We start from the raw sequence: 18,763 nt of genomic DNA on the forward strand, positions 1-18,763 counted from the left end.
ATGTTTGCTAGTATAAAGTGGAGGTTTATTGTAGTTTATTTTTTACTAGTGTTTATTGCCATGGTAATAGTAGGTATATTTATTATTGGAAGATTAGAAAGTCAACAAATAGCAAATATTACTAGTTCTATGGAGCAGAATATACAAACCATAATAGAGTCAATCTCTGAATTAGCTGAGGATGACTGGATGATTGTCCAAGAAGATATACAAGAAACTTTAAGCGCGTGGGGATTAGGTAGCAATGAAACTTTATATGTAATAAAAAATGATGATATTGCTACTGTTATAGCTTCATCATCAAAGAAAAATAAGAGAATTATTGGAGAAAGTGCTTTTACAAATGATAAATATATGGATTCAGAATTAATATTAGAAGCCTATAATGGAGAAAAGTCGAGTAAGGAGATAGAAGATCCAAATGAAAATACTGTAGCAAATCATATTGCTTACCCTGTTTTGACAGATGTAGGAAAGGTCAAAGGCATAATTTATATGGTTTCAGATCTTGAAAATGTATATGTAACAGTAAATGAATCTAAGAAGATATTAACAAATGCTACTATGATAGCTTTGTTAATTACAGTGTTTTTAGGCTATTTAATTGCCTCAAGTATTACTGAGCCTATTAGGGATGTGACTAATAAGGCAGAAGAAATGGCTATGGGAAACTTCGAACAGTTTGTTGAGGTAAAATCTGATGATGAAATTGGGCAGCTGGCCAGTATGTTTAATCATCTGACATTAAAATTAAAAGATACAATACGAGAAATGGACGTAGAGAGATCTAAGCTAGATACAATATTTAACTATATGGCAGAAGGTGTTATAGCAGTAGATCTTAGTGGAAATATAATACATGCAAATCCTATTGCTATAGAAATATTAGAATTAACTCAAGAAAAAAGCTTAGAACCTTATTCTATTTTTAGAGAAGCAATACCGTTAAAACTAATAAATCTTGATGATATTAATTATGATGATGAAGCTACTCTAGAAGGAGACAGAAACCTAGAGATTGATTCACATGTCTATAAGGTTAAGTATGCTCCCTTTAAAAATGAGAAAAATAATATCGGTGGACTTATAATAGTGTTTCAAGATATGACAAATGAGCATAAACTAGATAATATGAGGAAGGAATTTGTGGCAAATGTATCTCATGAATTAAAGACACCTATTACAACAATCAAGAGTTATACAGAAACATTGATGGATAATGGAATAGATGAGGAAATGGAACAGAGATTTTTAGCTGTAATAGATAATGAATGTGATAGGATGGCAAGACTTGTAAAGGACCTGTTGCAGCTTTCAAATTTAGATTATAAAAAGACTACTTGGAAAAAACAAGAAGTTTCTGCAAAAAAACTTTTAAAGGAAATATTATTAAAATTAGAATTTGCTTTTAAGGAAAAAAATCATAAAATAATAGTGGATGTTGAAGAGAATTTACCAAATATTGTAATAGATAAGGATGGTATAGAACAGGTTATACTAAATATAATTTCTAATGCCATAAAATATACGGAAAATGGAGGAGAAATTCAAATTTCTTCAAGATGCTTGGATGATGCTATAAGTATAAAGGTAAAAGATAATGGTATAGGTATCCCAGAAGAGGATCGACAAAGGATATTTGAAAGATTTTATAGAGTAGAAAAAGGTAGAAGCAGAGAATCAGGAGGTACTGGGCTTGGGCTCTCCATTGCAAAACAAATAATAGAGGCTCATAATGGTGAAATACTCTTAGATAGCTGTTTTGGAGAGGGTACTACCGTTGAAATAAAAATACCATATGAAAAAGTGTAATTCAATCTTAATTATGTTGTAACAATTTTGTAATATATTTACTATATAATACTAATTAAAGTAAATAGTAAAGGAGGATATAAAATGTGGAAGAAGATATTGGCTAGTTTATTTATTGGTGCTAGTTTGTTTGCTATTAGTTCAACAGTTCATTCAGCAGCATTAACAAATACAACGAATGCAACCAAAACAGAGCAGACAACTAAAACAGATCAAACAACCAAAACGGAACAAACAACTAAAACAGATCAAACAACTAAAACAGAACAGACAACTAAAACAGACCAAACAACCAAAACAGACCAAACAGGCAAAACTGAGCCAAAAGTTGATATATCTAAATATCAAGTAATTAATCCTGAAAAAAATGCTTATTCTACAGAGGATAAGGTTGCTTTTATAAATGGGAAAGCTCCTTCAGGGACTTCTATTGTAATTCAGGTATATGGTACTACAAGAAAAAACTTTGATTTACTTACATTACCTACTGAAGATGACTATATAGAAATACTTTCTGAAACTGTAAAGTCAGGCAATCTAGGATTTTTTGATAAGCAACTTGAATTAGTAGCAGGAATTAATAAAATAGTTATTGATTTTGGTGTAGAAGAGGTACCAACTGTTGAAATAATAGTATATTTAAAGACTCCAGATTCCGGAAATAGTACAAAAGAAGTAAAAATTACAGATATAATACAGAAATTAAAATAATGCTTACCTATGATATTGGAGATGGTTAAAATGAGAGAAAGGATTAAGACTTTTCTATTGATATCATTAGTAGGTATTAGTTTGTTATTTACCAAAAGGCTATGGATAGAATTACCTAATGAAATGCTAGGTGTATTTAGTAGAAGAAATGAAACATATAAGACATCATATTTATTATCAGATATGATAATTCCTAATAAATACTTGGTAAATTTTAGTGATAAAAATCACACCATTTTCTATGATGATTCTAAACATGGGTTATGGACAAACTCCAGAAAAATCTTAAATGGTATCTTAAGGTTAAAAGATGTTAAAGTTGTAGAATTACCAAACGATGAGTTTCTAACATATAATGGGAAAAGGTCTATAAGTTTTTATTTTCCTAATAAAATAAATACTTATATATTGGCTAAAGCCTTAGATGTTAAGGAGCCTAATCTTATTGTAGATACTATACCTAATATAAACAATATCTATGTTTATCTAGGTGAGGGTGATTCTTTTTTTGTATTTTCTGATGGAGAAAAACATATAGCTATATATGATGAATCTATTGATGTAGCTAGTCTTACGCAACAAGTTTCTATGATAGAAGAATCGGGAAATTATAATTTCTATCATTCCATGAGGGATTATTATAGACTTGATAATGATATTTATGTAACTAATAATGATATGAAAAATCCATTGCCTACAGTATATGTAGAAAATGAGATAAGAAATTTGGATGAAAAAGAAAAGGAGAAGTTGGCAGAAAAATTTTTAAATATAGGTATTGATTATATTGGCGAAATAGGTGAGAATAACGGTTCGACGATCTATCGATATAATCAAAGAGTTCTAAAGTTAAATGTAAATGGTACTTTAGAGTATTTTCATCCTTTAGAGCAAGCTGTAAAGAAGAGGAATCTATATCAAAGCTTAATCACTGCGGCTGAATTCATATCTAAAAGTGCAGGAGTACAAAAGGGAATGTATTTAGCTAAGGTAGAGGAAATTAAAATAGATGATAGCTTTGGGTATAATTTAACATTTAGATATAGAGTTAGAGGAATACCTATAATTCTTGGGAATGAAATGGTAGATTTTGTTCAGATAGAAGTCTTCAATGACCATGTAAGATCTTATAAACATTTTATTAGAAAAGATATGAATAAATCGGTAGATAAAGATATAAATAAACCAGTAGATAATATTCCATCGGGGGGCAAGATGTTATCTTCTTTTGATGTAATAGATAGGAATATAGATTTTATAGTCCAAAAATACTTAGAAGAAAATAATATCAGTTTAGAAAATCAAGAAGATCTAGATATAAAAGAAAAAGTTTTATCCTCATCCTTTATACAAGACATTACTTTATCATATTTTGATCCATGTCTAAAGGATATAGAAGATGAGCTGATTGGTGTATGGGTTATAAAAACCAATAAAGGACTTTATGCCTTTGATATCTATAATGGATCTTTAGTATATGAAAAAAATTAAGGAGTATCGGATGGTGAATTAAATGGACTGGTCAAAGGCAAAAACCATCTTAATAGTTGCATTCTTAATAACCAATATATTATTGGGTGTTGTTCTATTTTTAAGTGGAAGACAAGTAGAAACAGCGACAAAAGAGGGATTTATTGAAGATGTAACTAAACTTCTAAATAATAAAAATATTCTTATAGATACGGAAATATCTAGGGAAATTCCTAGTTTAAATACTTTAATAGTAGAATATGAAATCTTAGATCTATATGAAATAAATAAGAATTATTTCAATGGGGAAGGGAAAATCGAGTCAACAGATCAAGGCAGCAAAGGAATTATATATAATAATGAATATGTATTAATTGAAAATAGGAAAAAATTAACTTATGAAAATAATAATGAAGAAGAAAAATATACAAATTTAAATGAAGAACAAGCTAAGACAATTGCTTTAGAATTTTTACAGGATAAAAATTATGATACTTCGGATATGTTATTATATTATGCAAAAGAGCAAGATAATAGCTATCGTCTAGAATTCTCAAAAATATATAATAGTAGATACGTAGAACGAGCAAATACTATTGTAGAAGTAGATAAAAGAGGGGTCAAAAAACTAGAGCGGATTTGGTTAAGGGCTTTAGATGAAGGTGAGACGCCCATATATATTAGTACAGCTCCAAAGGCTATTCTTAGCTTGCTAAGTATGGAAGAAGTATATGGAAAGACTATAAAAGATATATCCTTATGTTATTACTTTGACCCTATAGAACAGGATTATTTGAAAGAATATAAAAATCCTAAAAAAGGAAAAGCTAATCCAGCTTGGAGAGTTTTATTTGATGATGGATATAAGGTAATAATAGATAACTACAATAGATAACTATCAAAAGAAGAATTTCTAATTCTTCTTTTTTTAATGTATATAGATTATAATATAAAAAAGGCTGTTAATGAAGTACTAATATATTAAAGATAAATATTTAAAAATGAGAATTTTTGAATGGTTATAAGAATTATAATACAAAATGGGGGAGACTATTATGGAGATTAAATTTTGTTCCTTGTCTAGTGGAAGCTCTGGGAACTGTCAATATATTGAAACTAAGAATACAAGAATATTAATAGATGGAGGATTTTCTGGAAAAAGAATGGAAGCTCTACTATCATCTATAGGAGTATGTCCCAGCACTTTGGATGGAATATTGGTGACTCATGAACATATAGACCATGTCAAGGGGGTAGGTGTTTTCTCAAGGAGATATGATTTGCCTATATATGCAAATGGAAATACTTGGCTAGGGATGGAAAGAATGATTGGCAAGATACAAGAAAAGAATATAAAGGTTTTTATTTCTGAGGAATATTTGGATATTAAGGATATTACAGTCTATCCTATTAATATATCTCATGATGCTTTGGAACCAGTCGGGTACATATTTTTTTATAATAAAATTAAAATTAGTATTATAACGGATACAGGTTGGGTAAATGATAATATGAAAACTAAAATTAAAGATTCTAATCTTTATTTGATGGAATCAAATCATGATATAACTATGTTGAAAGAAGGCAGCTACCCTTGGCCATTGAAACAAAGAATACTCAGTACAAAAGGACACCTATCAAATGATGATGCAGGAAGAGTTTTAGGAGAAGTTATATCAGGCAATGGAGAAATAGTCTTATTAGGACATTTGAGCCAAGATAATAATACTCCAGATCTTGCTCATAAAACTGTAAAAAGTTTATTATTAAATCAAGGTATAGATACAAGCAAAGATATTACATTGGATTTAACATATAGAGATAAGGTAACAAAAGTTTATAATCTATAATTATGGAGGGATCGAAATGAGTGATTATAACTATTATAGCTATAATAAACCACCTAAGAAAAGAAGCTTTTTTTCATACTTTATAGTAGGGTTAATAGGAGCTATTATAGGTGGAGTTTTGAGTGTCTATGTGGCACCTACTTATTTATATGGTAAAATATTGCCTATGCCAGAAATATTTGTAAGACGGGAAACAGGACCTATTAATGAAATTAATATTACACCAACTGAAGATATTTCCACGGTGACTGCTGTGGCTAAAAAAACCATAGGCTCAGTAGTAGGTATAACTACAGTTCAAGAAATTAGGGAATTCTTTTGGGCAAGAGATGCAGAAGGAGTAGGATCTGGAGTAATAATCGACTCAGATGGATATATTTTAACTAACTCCCATGTTATAGGAGATGGTAATGCAAAGAGTATAACTGTACTTATTGAAAATAGAGATAAAATGCCTGGTAAGGTTCTATGGTATGACGCAGCACTTGACTTGGCAATAGTAAAAGTAGATGCCAGAGACCTCCCAGTAGCAGATCTGGGAGATTCAGATTTACTTGAAGTAGGTCAATTAGCAATTGCAATAGGTAATCCTTTGGGCCTTGATTTTCAAAGGTCTGTAACTTCAGGTGTAATCTCAGGACTCCATCGTTCTATTAGGGTAGATCAATATAATGTAATAGAGGATTTAATACAAACTGACGCATCTATAAATCCTGGAAATAGCGGAGGACCACTTTTAAACAGTTATGGAGAGGTAATTGGTTTAAATACAGCAAAGATTCAGACTGGAGAAGGATTAGGTTTTGCTATTCCAATAAATCTTGTTAAATCAATTGCAGAAGAAGTAATTAAAGAGGGTAGTTTTAGCAATGTGTATATTGGATTTGAAGGTACAGAAGTAAATAAATATGAAAGATACTTCGGGGTAGACCTAAGAGTAGATAGTGGAGTTGTGATTGTTGAAGTACTACCAAATTCTCCAGCAGCAGATGCTAACTTGAAGACTCTTGATATAATAACTAAGGTAGATGATGAAAAGATTGAAACCATGACTCAGTTGAGAAAAGTATTATATAAATATAGAATTGGAGATAAGGCAAATTTAACAATAATTAGAGATGGTCAAGAAATGAAGACAGAAATTGTATTTACAAAATTTTAATATACTTGGGGAGGAAGACAATGCGAATTTTATTAACAAATGACGATGGAATAATGGCAGAAGGCATATATACTTTGGCTAAAGAATTAGAAAAGGATCATGAAGTTATTATAGTGGCACCTGAGATTCAAAGATCAGCACAGAGCCATGCAATTACATTATTTCAACCTTTAGTAGTTAAAGAAGTACAGTTGGAAGGATTGAAATCTAAAGCCTATAGTATATCGGGAACACCAGCCGATTGTGTTAGAGCTGGATTAGAGATTTTAACAGATGGACCAATAGACATGGTTTTTTCAGGTATAAACATAGGGCTAAACTCAGGTATGGATATATTATATTCTGGTACAGTATCTGCTGCTATTGAAGCCAATATTTATAAAATACCATCTATAGCAGTATCGGCTGAATTAGTAGACGGGAATGCAAAATTTGATATAGCGGCTAAATATGCAAAAAAAATATTAGAAGATTCCAAAGATAAATTGAGTAAATCCAATTTAGTTTTAAATATAAATACTCCATATAAAGAGGAAGACGATATATTGGGAATAAAGGTTTGTAAAATTGGGGGCGTAATTTACGATTATTATTTTATGGATCATAATGAAAAAGGAGAGAAGATTCTAAAGCTAAAGGGTAGAAGGGAAACAGAAATAGAAGAAGATACAGACAGATACTATTTACAACAAGGGTATGTAACAGTAACTCCTCTTCACTATGATTTAACTAATTTTAAATTATTAGAAGAAGTAAAGGGCTGGATATAAAGCTGAATATTTAGTATAATTTTGGGTAGTAATTAAATATTACTTTAACAGAGGAAAGGGTGTTAATATGTTTAAAATTAGAAGCAAGGAAGAGGTATTGAAAGAATATGTAAATCGTTACCCTGAATTAGATCAATTTATAATTGATGAGTTATCTAGGGAATATGATAGGTACATAGATTTGCTAAAAAACCTAGAAACAAGAGAAGAAGCATTAGAGATATTTGAAGAAGAGATAGAGAAAAATGAAAGAAGATATCAAGACAACGCTCAAATGAAAGCTTTAGAAGGTTCAACCCATGATCAATTTATGGAAATACTTGCAAATTATGGGATGATAGTATTTTTTAGAGATAACATGTTAGAGTAACATCAATTGACGATTAACAAAGGACAATGAACAATTTAGGACATTAAAACTTCTGAAATGTGGAAACTTTAAATTAATTTTAGATAATAAAAAAGGATTAAAGGGCTGTATATAAAAGTATACAGCCCTTTAATATTTATTTAAATAAATGGAATTCTAGATATACAAAGATGAAAGTTTTAGATAATTTATGATAAAATAAAAATAAATAAAAATATATTTGAAATGAAAGTAGGGTTGCTATGAATATTAGAATTGTTGCAGTAGGAAAGATAAAAGAAAAATATATACAAGAAGGCATTAAAGAATTCACAAAGAGATTATCAAGGTATTGCTCTTTGGATATTATAGAGATAGATGATGAAAAAGCACCAGAGAATTTATCTGAAAAGGAAATGGAAATAGTGAAGACTAAGGAAGGAGAAAGGATATTAGGAAAGATTCCTCAAAATTCTTTTGTTATTGTCTTAGCCATAGAAGGCAAGCAACTATCATCGGAGGAGCTATCTGAGAAGATGGCAGATCTAATGATAAATGGAATAAATGATATTACCTTTGTTATAGGAGGATCTCTAGGATTATCTATAGATGTGATGAATAGAAGTAATTTCAAACTATCCTTCTCAAAGATGACATTCCCTCATCAGTTAATGAGGCTTATATTGCTTGAACAGATATATAGGGGATGGAGGATAATGAAAGGTGAACCATACCACAAATAACCCTAAAACCAAATCTAATAGATTTAAGTAAAAGGATAGAATTTATTTTATATCTAAAGGATAGGGAAATAGAGAAGATAAGAAGAGTAGTTTAGTTAAAGGCAATCTAATAGTAGGTTGTCTTTTTATATATCTAAAATAAGGTAGAATAAGAGACATAAATCATTAATGGACAAAAATAATGGATAGTAGGGATATGAATATAGAGAGAAATACTTTAATTGTAATATAGAAAACAATAATAACAAGGAAAAGAAGGAATATAGCATGAAATTAAGTGTAGAGAAAGAGTTAATAGAAGTACAAACTAAGTATATTCAGCGGGAAATATCAAGAATTGAAATGGTATTAAGGAATAAAGATTATGATACTATGGACTTTATAATACTTCAAAGTAATAATGAAGTAGATTTAGAAGATGCTGCAACATTAGAAGAAAAATTATATATATATAAGACTTGGTATCAGCAAGTATTATGTTTGCTATTTGAATATCAAGAAGAGAATGAATCATTAGATGATAATATTCTTTTAGCAGGGATTGATTATTGGCGATAAAGGGATAGAATTTTTCCACGAATCAAAATGTTGATTTAAATAAAATTAAATGTTATATTGAATGTAATTCAAAAAATGAATATCAAAGGATTAAACAAACGAATATCCTTAGTTTGTTGTATATATCATTTATATAGTATACATAAGTAGAAAATTGCGACACAAAGGTTACTTGTTCAACGCCTAATAAATAGTAATTTTATGGAGGAATTTGATATGGATGTTTTTGGGCTAAATGAGATGCAAAAAATTCAAAGGCAATTACAGGAAAAGTATAAGGATAAATGGGGTATATTGTCACCAGATAAAGGTCGTAATCAATTATTATGGATGATGATTGAGGCAGGTGAAGTTGCGGATATAATCAAGAAAAAAGGTGATAATCAGATTGTGGATAATGAAGAGACAAGGAAGCATTTTGTAGAGGAATTATGCGATGTTCTAATGTACTTTAATGACATAATGCTTTGTTATTCTATTTCACCTGAAGAATTAAAGAAAGTATATTTAGAAAAACATTGCAAAAATATGGAGCGTTGGTAAATTCCAATTTATTAAGGAGACCAACTATGAATTGTCAAGCAAAAATTCTTGACAATATGTAATTAAATAATTCTCCTAAAATAGGCGCACTCAAATAAACCTATCAGATATAGGATTTAAAATAAGGTGATTTTAGTCTAAATTGAAAGCAACATTATCTTTTAGTATTTTAAAAATTACACGAACCAATTTATGAGCAACATGACCAAGAGCTGCATAATGGTTGTTACCTTGGGATTTTTTAAGCATAAAATAGTCATTGAATGTTTTGTTATTTAAGGAAACATTCCAAGCAGCATTTATTAATGCATAACGCAGTAACTTTGAACCACGCTTTGACATTCTGGTGGTCTTAGCATTAAATTGACCAGATTGGTTAACAGTAGGATCCAAGCCAGCATATGCTAAAAGCTTTGAAGGATTGGAAAAGCTAGAGATATCACCGATTTCACCAAGAATCATAGCACCGTTAAGAAATCCTATACCAGGAATAGTCAAGATTACAGAATCCAATTCAATCATAATCGATTTAATGGATTCATCTAGTTCATTAATTTGCTTTTCCAATAACTCAATTTGAGAGATGGTTTGGGTTATTTGAATAAATAAATAGGCATCACCAGTGCCTACAGATGATTTAGCCAGACCTTTTAAAGCAATAGCTTCTTCTTTACCAAAACGGCTGTGGGAAGCCTTTTTAAGAAGATTACCTAAATAAGTAAGGTGTAAGGCAGCTATATCATTTGGATTAGAATGTTTTTTAAGTAGCTCATAACAAGTATTGATATGAAGACCAGATTTAAAAAAGTATTGTAACTCTGGAAAGATAATATCAACATACGATACGAGCTGAATTTTAAGTCTTGCTTTAGATTTTTTAGTTTTCTCTCTAAAACGACATAGGCTTTTTAAGCGAATTGAATCAATATCATCCTGAGTAAAAATCCTATGGTTGTTTAAAATCATTGATTTAATGATTAAGATAGTATCAACCTTATCAGTCTTAGTTTTACGAATATTTGATTTTCTTAAGGTAGCAGTCTGGATAGGGTTGATAACAGCAATATGATAACCCATATTGTAAAGATAACAAATAAGGTTTTCTCCATAATGAGAAGTTGATTCAAGTCCAATTAGAAAATTTTCCTGATCAAGGATCTTGAGTTTGGACACTAACAAAGAGAAACCTTCCGAATCATTAGTAAACCCAAAAGGTTGAATTAAGACTTCACCATCAGCAGTCATAGCAGCGGCAAAGTGTTTTTGTTTGGCAATATCAATGCCAACATAAATCATAAAACCACATCCTTAGAGATAAATTGACAACTGTTTTGATCCACCTAGTCTTATTCTCATAGCCTTGCGGGAGATAAAAGTTTAAAACTTATCCAACTATAAATGATTTAAATAAGACAGTGGCAATACACTCCTTAGAATAGTCAAGTTATAGGGTTAAATAAAAAGTCCACAGTGTCTAATTCTATTATAATGGATAAATAATAATAAAAAGAAAGGAGAGTATGATTTTAGTCACTGACTATATCATACAAGGTTATATGATAGGTTATAGTGAACAAAATAAAAAGGCTTGGGAATATAGTGCATATGATTTTTGGGTAAATACTTCGGGAAAACCATCTGATAGAGCTAGGAAAGATTTAGAAAATCCGATGAAAATGTTAAAAAGATATGTGCGCTATTTTGATACGTATGAAGGTGTTAAAATTGCTAATATTTGCGGTTCATGTGGTAAAAAAGCAATTCCATTAGCAATTTTAGGTTCAGAAGTTACAATCTTTGATATTTCAGAGGATAATAAAAGGTATGCACTTGAAGTTGCAGATGAAGCTAATGTTGATGTTGATTTTGTAGTTGGTGATGTACTGGAAATTGACATGAACAAATATGAAGAATATTTTGATGTGGTTTTTATGGAAGGAGGCGTTCTACATTATTTTCATGATATTGATCAATTTATGAAAATAATGTATCAGCTTTTAAAGCCAAATGGAAGAATGATTTGCAGTGATTTTCATCCATTTCAAAAGGTATCAGATATTCTAGAGTTAGAACAACCAACAATGAGTTATTTTTCAACAGATGTATTTGAAGGTAAAATGGCTCATGCAAGATTTTTTCCCGATGAGATTCGCAGACATATGCCTTTATGTAGTTATAGGAAATATACCATTAGCGAAATCATTAATGCAGTTATTGAAAATGGATTTATTCTTAATAGATTTGATGAACATCCATCTTGGACAAATGAAAATGTACCAGGAGAGTTCACAATTATAGCAAAGAAGAAGTAGTTAATTTTATTTATATAGTTAAGTAAAACAAACATTGCATCAAGTTAAGTTGACTCGCATTCTATAAATTTTACGGCTTAATGCTATCGTGGGTATTGGAAAATATCTATAATCTAAATTTAAATTTAAATTTATGATAAGTCTTTTGAGGATAATGCAATATAAGGGGGAATATTTATGGAAAAGAGTATTAACATAATGGTAGAATCTATAGTTCACATTTTATCTAATAATAATCCATCCATCTATTTATATGGGTCCATACTATTTAATGATTTTAAATTAGGGTGGAGTGATATTGATATTTTATGTCTAGTTGAAAAACAAATTTCTGCAGAACAAGCAAACGAATTATTAAATTTACGCCAAGCTCTTTTAGTAAAGGAACCACAAAATCCATATTATAGATTGTTTGAAGGTGGCATACTAACATTAGATAAATTTTTAGGTAAGAAAGATGACAAAGTTGTTTATTGGGGAACAAGTGGTCAAAGGATAACAGAACAATATTACTTAGATGTTTTTTCTACCATTGAACTGTTAGATAATGGGAAGTTAATTTACGGATTAGATATCAGAGACTTAGTTGATTATCCAGAGAAGGAAGAAGTTATATCAGCAATCAAAGGTCATTATAATACAATAAGAACTTATGCTGTAAAAACAGACCAAAGCTTATATTCAGCAGGCTGGATGTTAGATATAGCTAGATGTTTATATACATTAGAAACTGGGAAGATTATTGGGAAAACATCAGCTGGCGAGTGGGCTTTAGAAAATAATTTATGTTCAGATTCTAGTGTTTTAGAAAAAGTTATAGAAATAAGAAAAGAACCCTTGCATTTTAAAAATGATGAATCTACTAAACAATGGTTAGAAACCCTTGGTCCATCTATTCAATGTTTTGCAGATGTATTAGAAAAAGGTATTAAAATTTATAGCTAGAAAACTAATGTCTTGAATAAATTAATTATAAAATTAACATATAATTTTTATAAAATAAAAGTTATATTAAATTATCTTTAAGTTTAAAATTTTTTGAGCAAGTACGTCAATATTACAATTATCGGATGGTTAAACATTAGTGCATGAAATGATGATATAATAATAGATGTTGATGAGAAGTTACGACACCATATAATGCTTTAAGCATTTATTTTGGTGGCGATGGTGGTTGGTGGTAATAAATATTTTTAAACATTATAAATAAGTATCTTGCTATATTAGGCAAGGTTTAATAAGGTGTCTTTTAATTAAGACACCTTATTTTTATGCAAAAATAGGGTGTGTATTATAAAAGTTTGAGTTTGGAGACATGGAATTATATCTATGCATAAATGAGTCCTGAGAGACTAATAAGAGTAGAAAAGAAATTTTAATAAATATAATAGAGGTTGAAAGAATGAAAGCTATACGACTGAAATAGATGTTCAAGCCAGACGTAGAATATGGATACGAAAGGAATTGGAAAGCAATTATTTGGTAAGTGTACCATAAGAGATGGTAAAGAATACATTGACGAACTTCTGCAAGCTACTAGAAATTACTGTTCCAAAAGGATATAGTTGAAAACTACATTTAATTATTAGGTGTAGTTTTCTAAATTATGATATAATTGCCGTATATCAGTAGACTGGTTATGACGAACTAGTAAACAATGTTGAAGTAATGATTATTTATATTAGGTGAGGTGATTACATGTCACAAAATAACTATAGATTATTTGATTTTGAATCTGTAGACACAGAAAATATTCATTCTATTTTTTCTAAATATAATAACCGACTTCTAATTCAAAATATAGTCCCAATTATAGCTGGAATGAGTACAAGCAATTATATAATTGAATCTAGAAACAAAAAGTATTTACTTAAAGTTTATCCTAAAGACAATGACCATAGCGATATTGAAATAGCCGCTTATAAGTACGCTCACAATATTATTAAAGTTCCCGAGGTACTACATTTTGATAACAGTAAGGGCATAATTGATAATACTTATGCGATTTTTCAATACATTGACGGATTTACATTAAGAGAATATGTGTCCAAAAACAAAGGTTTCTCAAGCAATGTTGCCTATGAAATCGGAAGCATGCTTGCGTTACTACATGGAAAGGAATACACTTATACGGCATTATTAAATGTTGATTTATGTATTAAGAATCAAATAACACAATTTAAAAATCAATATGAATTTTTTCTTGATGGAATGCCAGGAAAACATTTGAATGAAAAGGTAAAGCGAGATTTAGGACATTTCATAGACACTAATCGCCACTTAATAGAACGAATATCTGAAAAAAATGTATTCTGTCATGGGGATTTTATCCCCTCCAATATTCTTATAGATGTATATGAATCACCATGGTTTATTGATTTTGAATATTGTTTTTCTGTACCATGTTATTATGATATTGGGAAACTTTTTAGAAGCAGAGAGAATTATTCTCAATATATAGATGATAAAATGAAAGGTAATTTTGCTAAGGGCTATAACGCTATGAGCCAAAGGACATTACCTGATGATTGGTATAAACTATCAAAAATAGCAGATATAGCAGTAATGTTGGCATTGATAAACAAGGAAAATATTCCACGTGATTGGATCGAAAGAATTGAAGAAGAAATCATCGAGACAATGAATTTATAGTGATGTAAGCCTCATCAAATGTGCTGAAATACCAGAATCAAAGTGGGAAAGGGAAAGGGTTTTAAATATTATAAAGTGGGTTCTAAAGGGGCTTAATGAAAAATTTATTAAAGAGGCAGACCAATATACTAATATTAATGATATTAAGGACTGTTATATGGAAGAACTTAGGAAGTATGTTGAAATCCTAAAAAAGGGATTATATTATTAAATGAGGGGGATATTATAATGTTTTATGGAGCAGAAGAGGGGAAGGTAAAGGTCGGTAGAACGGATATGGATTATATCGCATTTGGTAGGGGACAAAAATCTTTTATTATTATACCAGGATTAGGAGATGGATTAAAAACTGTCAAAGGAACAAAAATATTGCTTGCAATGATGTATAAACTATTTGCTAAGGAATATAAAGTATATGTTTTTAGTAGAAAGAATCATATTGAAGAAGGATATTCAACTAGAGATATGGCAGAAGATCAAAAGATTGCCATGAAGAACTTAGGCATAAAAAATGCTTATATAATGGGTATTTCACAAGGAGGGATGATATCTCAATACTTTGCTATTGATTACCCTGAAATGGTAGATAAACTCGTTATAGGGGTATCTGTTTCGAAGCAGAATGATATTATGCAGAAAGCTATAAAAAATTGGATAACATTGGCTGAGAATAGTGATTATAGAAATCTAATTATAGATACTATGGAAAAAACCTTTACAGAGGATAAACTTAAAAAATATAGAGTGTTTTATCCCATTGTCACAAAATTTGGGAAACCAAAAAATTTTAACAGATTCATTGTTCAGGCGAATGCGTGTCTTCATCATAATGCTTATGATGAATTAGATAAAATCAAATGTTCTACTTTAGTAATAGGCGGTGATAGCGATAAAATTGTAGGAGAAAGTGCAAGCAAGGAAATGGCTGAGAGAATAGATAAAAGCAGACTGATTTTGTATAAAGGTCTTGGACATGGGGCATATGAAGAGGCTAAGGATTTTAATCAGCAAGTACTAAAATTTCTCATATCTTAGAAATATTTCTTAAATAAGTTTTGCGAGTCAAACTGATATGATTTCTCTTACAGAAACCATTAAAACAGAATAGGTTGATTTATGGGTAAAAAACAAAGGCAGCTTTTCTTTAACTTGATTATTCTTCATGATATAATAAAGAAAATCGTGCAAGGGAGGATGTATCATGACCAAACATAATATATATACAATGAGTGTAGCGAGGGTCTATCCCCTTTATGTTACTAAGGCAGAGAAAAAAGGACGTACGAAAACAGAAGTTGATGAAATCATTCGTTGGTTGACAGGATATAGCCAGAAAGAGTTAGAAATGCAACTGGAAAAACAGATAGACCTTGAGACATTCTTTGCGGAAGCACCCCAACTGAATCCTTCCCGGGATTTAATCAAAGGTGTGGTCTGCGGTATCCGAGTGGAAGATATCCAAGAACCAACTATGCAGGAAATTCGCTATTTAGATAAACTGATTGATGAATTAGCAAAGGGAAAAGCAATGGATAAGATTTTGCGAAAATAATTAAAACCGATTTTGCAAATTCAATAGGAGTTCCAATCTCACCCCAATGAAATTTCGAAGCATGAGCTATGCGTATCATTTTTATATTATCTTCTCTAGTCCTATGAGTTTTATCAATTAAATCCCATGTAGCATTAAAATTATTGATTGCTTGTTTTTTATGCAATTCCTGTACACTTAGCTTAATTTCATCCATCTTATTCCTCCTATATCTTGAATATAGCATAGAGAATTTTGCTGTTCAATAGAAATTATTACTCTAAGTTACTTTAGATAAGGTATAATCATTATTAAATAGGTTTTTTAGCATTAATTCTATTAATATAGTAAGTTAAAGTAATATAGATAAAAATACTTGAATGTTAGGAGATGGCTAAATGAAAGCTAAAGTCGAAAAAATTACTCTTTATAAAAATAGGAGAATTATCGTCATAAGTGATATACATGGGAATCTAAAGCTCTTTAAAAAGCTATTAGAGAAAGTTAATTATACAAAAGATGATGTTTTGATTTTGGTTGGAGATTTAATTGAAAAAGGTGAAAATAGTTTAGAAACTTTAAGATATATTATTCAGCTATCTAATGAACAAGAGGTTTATGTAGTCACAGGAAACTGTGATGTTTTGTGGGAAGATATAAAGTATGAAGTTGATAATGACAGTCTCCTAAAATATATGTTGTTTAGAAAGAACAGCCTATTAAATGAGATGTGTAATGCTCTTTCTATTGAAGTTAATGAAAAATCAGACATGGCTTTTATCAATGAACAATTAAGATTGAATTTCGTTATGGAGTTAGATTACTTAGAGAAATTACCACATATAATTGAAACAGAAGATTATATATTTGCTCACGCTGGCATTACAACTGAAGATTTAGAAAAGAATGAGATAAATAAGGTCATAAAACGAGATGCCTTTATGAATGAAAATTTATTTTTTTCAAAATATGTTGTGGTAGGGCATTGGCCAACAGCAAACTATGGAATAGAAAAAGGTTGCTGTAATCCCATTATAAATGAAGAGCAAAAGATTATAAGTATAGATGGCGGAAATGCCATAAAGACAGAGGGGCAGTTAAATGCACTAATTATAGATGGTGATAATATTACTTTTGATTCGGTGGATGATTTATTAAAAGGAGAGATAATAAAAACTCAATATTCAAATAAGAATACTATTCAAATTACTTGGATTGATAATCTAATTGATATACTTAAAGAAGGAGAAGAATTTAGCCTTTGCAAGCATGTATCTTCAGGTCATAATCTTTTAATTAAGAATGATAAAATTTTTAAAGCTAAAGATGGTATAAGGTGCTATGATTGTACAGATTACTTTATCGATGCAGAAAAAGGCAGTATAGTTTCAATCATAGAAAAGGCTAATGAAATAACTCTAGTAAAAAATGATGGAGTAATTGGATGGGTGCGAAACGAGAATCTTAAACTTTAAAATGTATAAAGGAGGAGAGATAGGAGTGGACTATAACAATTTTTACGATATAATCTTCAAAAGGAAATCTATTAGAAAATATGACTTATCATCACTTGATAATAATATTATTCAAGAACTTTTAGATTATATTAGTAATCTAAAGCCTATGTATGAAAATATAGAAGTTCAAATGAAAATTGTAGCAGGAGAAGTAGTTAGAAATTTATTTCCCATTAAAGCACCTTACTATCTCCTAGTATATTCTGAAGAGAAAGAAAAGCATATAACAAATGCAGGATTTATGCTTCAACAAGTAGACTTGTTTTTATCAGCTAATGGAATAGGGAGCTGTTGGGCAGGGTTGACACAACCTAAGAAGGAAATAGCAAATGAATCTAAATTAAATTATATTATTGCTTTAGCATTTGGGAAACCAGCAGAGAATATACATAGAGATAATCTATCAGAGTTTAAGCGAAAAGCAATTGCAGAAATAAGAAATAATGGAGAAAAAGATGAATTGCTAGAGGCAGTTCGTCTAGCACCATCTGCAGTAAATAGCCAACCTTGGTATTTTAAAGTAGATGAAAATAAGATTCATGCATATTGTGTTAAATCAAATTTAATCAAAGGAATTATATATAATAGGCTGAATCAAATAGATATGGGTATAGGAATTTGCCATTTATGTATAGCAGCTAAGTATTTAGGAGAAGACTATATATTTATTTCTGATAAAGATGCTTTAGATAATCCTCCTAAAGGATATTATTATATAACATCTATAGAAATTTTAGAGAAGGGAATATGAGAAGAAAGTTCACCAAATATCATTGTTAGGAG

Annotated in this window: 19 protein-coding genes; 18 read left to right on the forward strand and 1 reads right to left on the reverse strand. The window is 30.0% G+C overall.

Features of this window, described 5'->3' with window-relative positions; translation table 11 throughout:
* The 11 genes from RDK80_RS07730 (at position 1) to RDK80_RS07780 (ending at position 9,968) form a co-directional block, all read left to right on the forward strand.
* A complete protein-coding gene (locus RDK80_RS07730; protein WP_308523945.1) occupies positions 1-1,812 on the forward strand; it encodes an ATP-binding protein in 1,812 nt (603 codons plus the stop codon).
* Positions 1,813-1,896: 84 nt separating this feature from the next.
* Positions 1,897-2,523, forward strand: coding sequence for a hypothetical protein (locus tag RDK80_RS07735; protein WP_308523946.1), 627 nt, complete (start codon positions 1,897-1,899; stop codon positions 2,521-2,523).
* A 30-nt stretch (positions 2,524-2,553) separates the two neighbouring features.
* Positions 2,554-4,014, forward strand: a complete 1,461-nt coding sequence (gene yycH, locus RDK80_RS07740) for a two-component system activity regulator YycH (protein WP_094903814.1) — start codon at positions 2,554-2,556, stop codon at positions 4,012-4,014.
* Positions 4,015-4,036: 22 nt separating this feature from the next.
* Entirely contained in the window at positions 4,037-4,888 is an 852-nt protein-coding gene (locus tag RDK80_RS07745; protein ID WP_308523947.1) for a YcdB/YcdC domain-containing protein, read from the forward strand.
* Positions 4,889-5,048: 160 nt separating this feature from the next.
* Entirely contained in the window at positions 5,049-5,843 is a 795-nt protein-coding gene (locus RDK80_RS07750) for an MBL fold metallo-hydrolase (protein WP_094903818.1), read from the forward strand.
* Positions 5,844-5,859: 16 nt separating this feature from the next.
* Positions 5,860-7,005 carry a trypsin-like peptidase domain-containing protein gene (locus RDK80_RS07755; protein WP_308523948.1) on the forward strand — a complete coding sequence of 382 codons (1,146 nt, stop codon included), beginning with the start codon at positions 5,860-5,862 and terminating at the stop codon, positions 7,003-7,005.
* Between the two features lie 20 nt (positions 7,006-7,025).
* Positions 7,026-7,775 carry a 5'/3'-nucleotidase SurE gene (gene surE / locus RDK80_RS07760; protein ID WP_256312335.1) on the forward strand — a complete coding sequence of 250 codons (750 nt, stop codon included), beginning with the start codon at positions 7,026-7,028 and terminating at the stop codon, positions 7,773-7,775.
* A 67-nt stretch (positions 7,776-7,842) separates the two neighbouring features.
* Positions 7,843-8,145: a hypothetical protein gene (locus RDK80_RS07765; RefSeq protein ID WP_094903824.1), complete on the forward strand. Its 303-nt coding sequence runs from the start codon at positions 7,843-7,845 to the stop codon at positions 8,143-8,145.
* A gap of 242 nt (positions 8,146-8,387) precedes the next feature.
* The gene (gene rlmH, locus RDK80_RS07770) at positions 8,388-8,867 is read left to right on the forward strand and encodes a 23S rRNA (pseudouridine(1915)-N(3))-methyltransferase RlmH (protein ID WP_094903826.1); all 480 of its coding nucleotides are present in this window, start codon (positions 8,388-8,390) and stop codon (positions 8,865-8,867) included.
* Between the two features lie 267 nt (positions 8,868-9,134).
* A complete protein-coding gene (locus RDK80_RS07775; protein WP_308523949.1) occupies positions 9,135-9,425 on the forward strand; it encodes a hypothetical protein in 291 nt (96 codons plus the stop codon).
* 216 nt (positions 9,426-9,641) lie between these two features.
* Positions 9,642-9,968, forward strand: a complete 327-nt coding sequence (locus RDK80_RS07780) for a MazG nucleotide pyrophosphohydrolase domain-containing protein (RefSeq protein WP_216556525.1) — start codon at positions 9,642-9,644, stop codon at positions 9,966-9,968.
* A gap of 132 nt (positions 9,969-10,100) precedes the next feature.
* On the opposite strand, the gene RDK80_RS07785 is transcribed toward RDK80_RS07780, so the two are convergent.
* On the reverse strand, positions 10,101-11,264 hold the full coding sequence (locus RDK80_RS07785; RefSeq protein ID WP_308523950.1) for an IS110 family transposase: 1,164 nt from the start codon (positions 11,262-11,264) through the stop codon (positions 10,101-10,103).
* Between the two features lie 224 nt (positions 11,265-11,488).
* Here RDK80_RS07785 and RDK80_RS07790 point away from each other — a divergent pair, with 224 nt between their 5' ends.
* The 7 genes from RDK80_RS07790 (at position 11,489) to RDK80_RS07820 (ending at position 18,731) form a co-directional block, all read left to right on the forward strand.
* The gene (locus RDK80_RS07790) at positions 11,489-12,280 is read left to right on the forward strand and encodes a bifunctional 2-polyprenyl-6-hydroxyphenol methylase/3-demethylubiquinol 3-O-methyltransferase UbiG (protein WP_216556521.1); all 792 of its coding nucleotides are present in this window, start codon (positions 11,489-11,491) and stop codon (positions 12,278-12,280) included.
* 177 nt (positions 12,281-12,457) lie between these two features.
* On the forward strand, positions 12,458-13,225 hold the full coding sequence (locus tag RDK80_RS07795) for an aminoglycoside adenylyltransferase domain-containing protein (protein WP_216556518.1): 768 nt from the start codon (positions 12,458-12,460) through the stop codon (positions 13,223-13,225).
* Between the two features lie 753 nt (positions 13,226-13,978).
* Complete coding sequence (locus RDK80_RS07800) at positions 13,979-14,932, forward strand: phosphotransferase (RefSeq protein WP_094902849.1); 954 nt, start codon at positions 13,979-13,981, stop codon at positions 14,930-14,932.
* Between the two features lie 228 nt (positions 14,933-15,160).
* Positions 15,161-15,967 carry an alpha/beta fold hydrolase gene (locus tag RDK80_RS07805; RefSeq protein WP_094902851.1) on the forward strand — a complete coding sequence of 269 codons (807 nt, stop codon included), beginning with the start codon at positions 15,161-15,163 and terminating at the stop codon, positions 15,965-15,967.
* A 166-nt stretch (positions 15,968-16,133) separates the two neighbouring features.
* On the forward strand, positions 16,134-16,484 hold the full coding sequence (locus tag RDK80_RS07810) for a DUF2200 domain-containing protein (RefSeq protein ID WP_094902853.1): 351 nt from the start codon (positions 16,134-16,136) through the stop codon (positions 16,482-16,484).
* A gap of 377 nt (positions 16,485-16,861) precedes the next feature.
* Positions 16,862-17,938: a metallophosphoesterase gene (locus tag RDK80_RS07815; protein ID WP_308523951.1), complete on the forward strand. Its 1,077-nt coding sequence runs from the start codon at positions 16,862-16,864 to the stop codon at positions 17,936-17,938.
* A 25-nt stretch (positions 17,939-17,963) separates the two neighbouring features.
* A complete protein-coding gene (locus tag RDK80_RS07820) occupies positions 17,964-18,731 on the forward strand; it encodes a nitroreductase family protein (protein WP_308523952.1) in 768 nt (255 codons plus the stop codon).
* The last annotated feature ends 32 nt before the right edge of the window (positions 18,732-18,763 follow it).

Source organism: uncultured Tissierella sp., assembly GCF_902479755.1.
Classification (GTDB): domain Bacteria; phylum Bacillota; class Clostridia; order Tissierellales; family Tissierellaceae; genus Tissierella; species Tissierella carlieri.

Bases quoted from the DNA above. Each gene is read 5' to 3' on its own strand.
- RDK80_RS07730 (WP_308523945.1), top strand. From the start codon at position 1: ATGTTTGCTAGTATAAAGTGGAGGTTTATTGTAGTTTATTTTTTACTA.
- RDK80_RS07735 (WP_308523946.1), top strand. From the start codon at position 1,897: ATGTGGAAGAAGATATTGGCTAGTTTATTTATTGGTGCTAGTTTGTTT.
- yycH (WP_094903814.1), top strand. From the start codon at position 2,554: ATGAGAGAAAGGATTAAGACTTTTCTATTGATATCATTAGTAGGTATT.
- RDK80_RS07745 (WP_308523947.1), top strand. From the start codon at position 4,037: ATGGACTGGTCAAAGGCAAAAACCATCTTAATAGTTGCATTCTTAATA.
- RDK80_RS07750 (WP_094903818.1), top strand. From the start codon at position 5,049: ATGGAGATTAAATTTTGTTCCTTGTCTAGTGGAAGCTCTGGGAACTGT.
- RDK80_RS07755 (WP_308523948.1), top strand. From the start codon at position 5,860: ATGAGTGATTATAACTATTATAGCTATAATAAACCACCTAAGAAAAGA.
- surE (WP_256312335.1), top strand. From the start codon at position 7,026: ATGCGAATTTTATTAACAAATGACGATGGAATAATGGCAGAAGGCATA.
- RDK80_RS07765 (WP_094903824.1), top strand. From the start codon at position 7,843: ATGTTTAAAATTAGAAGCAAGGAAGAGGTATTGAAAGAATATGTAAAT.
- rlmH (WP_094903826.1), top strand. From the start codon at position 8,388: ATGAATATTAGAATTGTTGCAGTAGGAAAGATAAAAGAAAAATATATA.
- RDK80_RS07775 (WP_308523949.1), top strand. From the start codon at position 9,135: ATGAAATTAAGTGTAGAGAAAGAGTTAATAGAAGTACAAACTAAGTAT.
- RDK80_RS07780 (WP_216556525.1), top strand. From the start codon at position 9,642: ATGGATGTTTTTGGGCTAAATGAGATGCAAAAAATTCAAAGGCAATTA.
- RDK80_RS07785 (WP_308523950.1), bottom strand. From the start codon at position 11,264: ATGATTTATGTTGGCATTGATATTGCCAAACAAAAACACTTTGCCGCT.
- RDK80_RS07790 (WP_216556521.1), top strand. From the start codon at position 11,489: ATGATTTTAGTCACTGACTATATCATACAAGGTTATATGATAGGTTAT.
- RDK80_RS07795 (WP_216556518.1), top strand. From the start codon at position 12,458: ATGGAAAAGAGTATTAACATAATGGTAGAATCTATAGTTCACATTTTA.
- RDK80_RS07800 (WP_094902849.1), top strand. From the start codon at position 13,979: ATGTCACAAAATAACTATAGATTATTTGATTTTGAATCTGTAGACACA.
- RDK80_RS07805 (WP_094902851.1), top strand. From the start codon at position 15,161: ATGTTTTATGGAGCAGAAGAGGGGAAGGTAAAGGTCGGTAGAACGGAT.
- RDK80_RS07810 (WP_094902853.1), top strand. From the start codon at position 16,134: ATGACCAAACATAATATATATACAATGAGTGTAGCGAGGGTCTATCCC.
- RDK80_RS07815 (WP_308523951.1), top strand. From the start codon at position 16,862: ATGAAAGCTAAAGTCGAAAAAATTACTCTTTATAAAAATAGGAGAATT.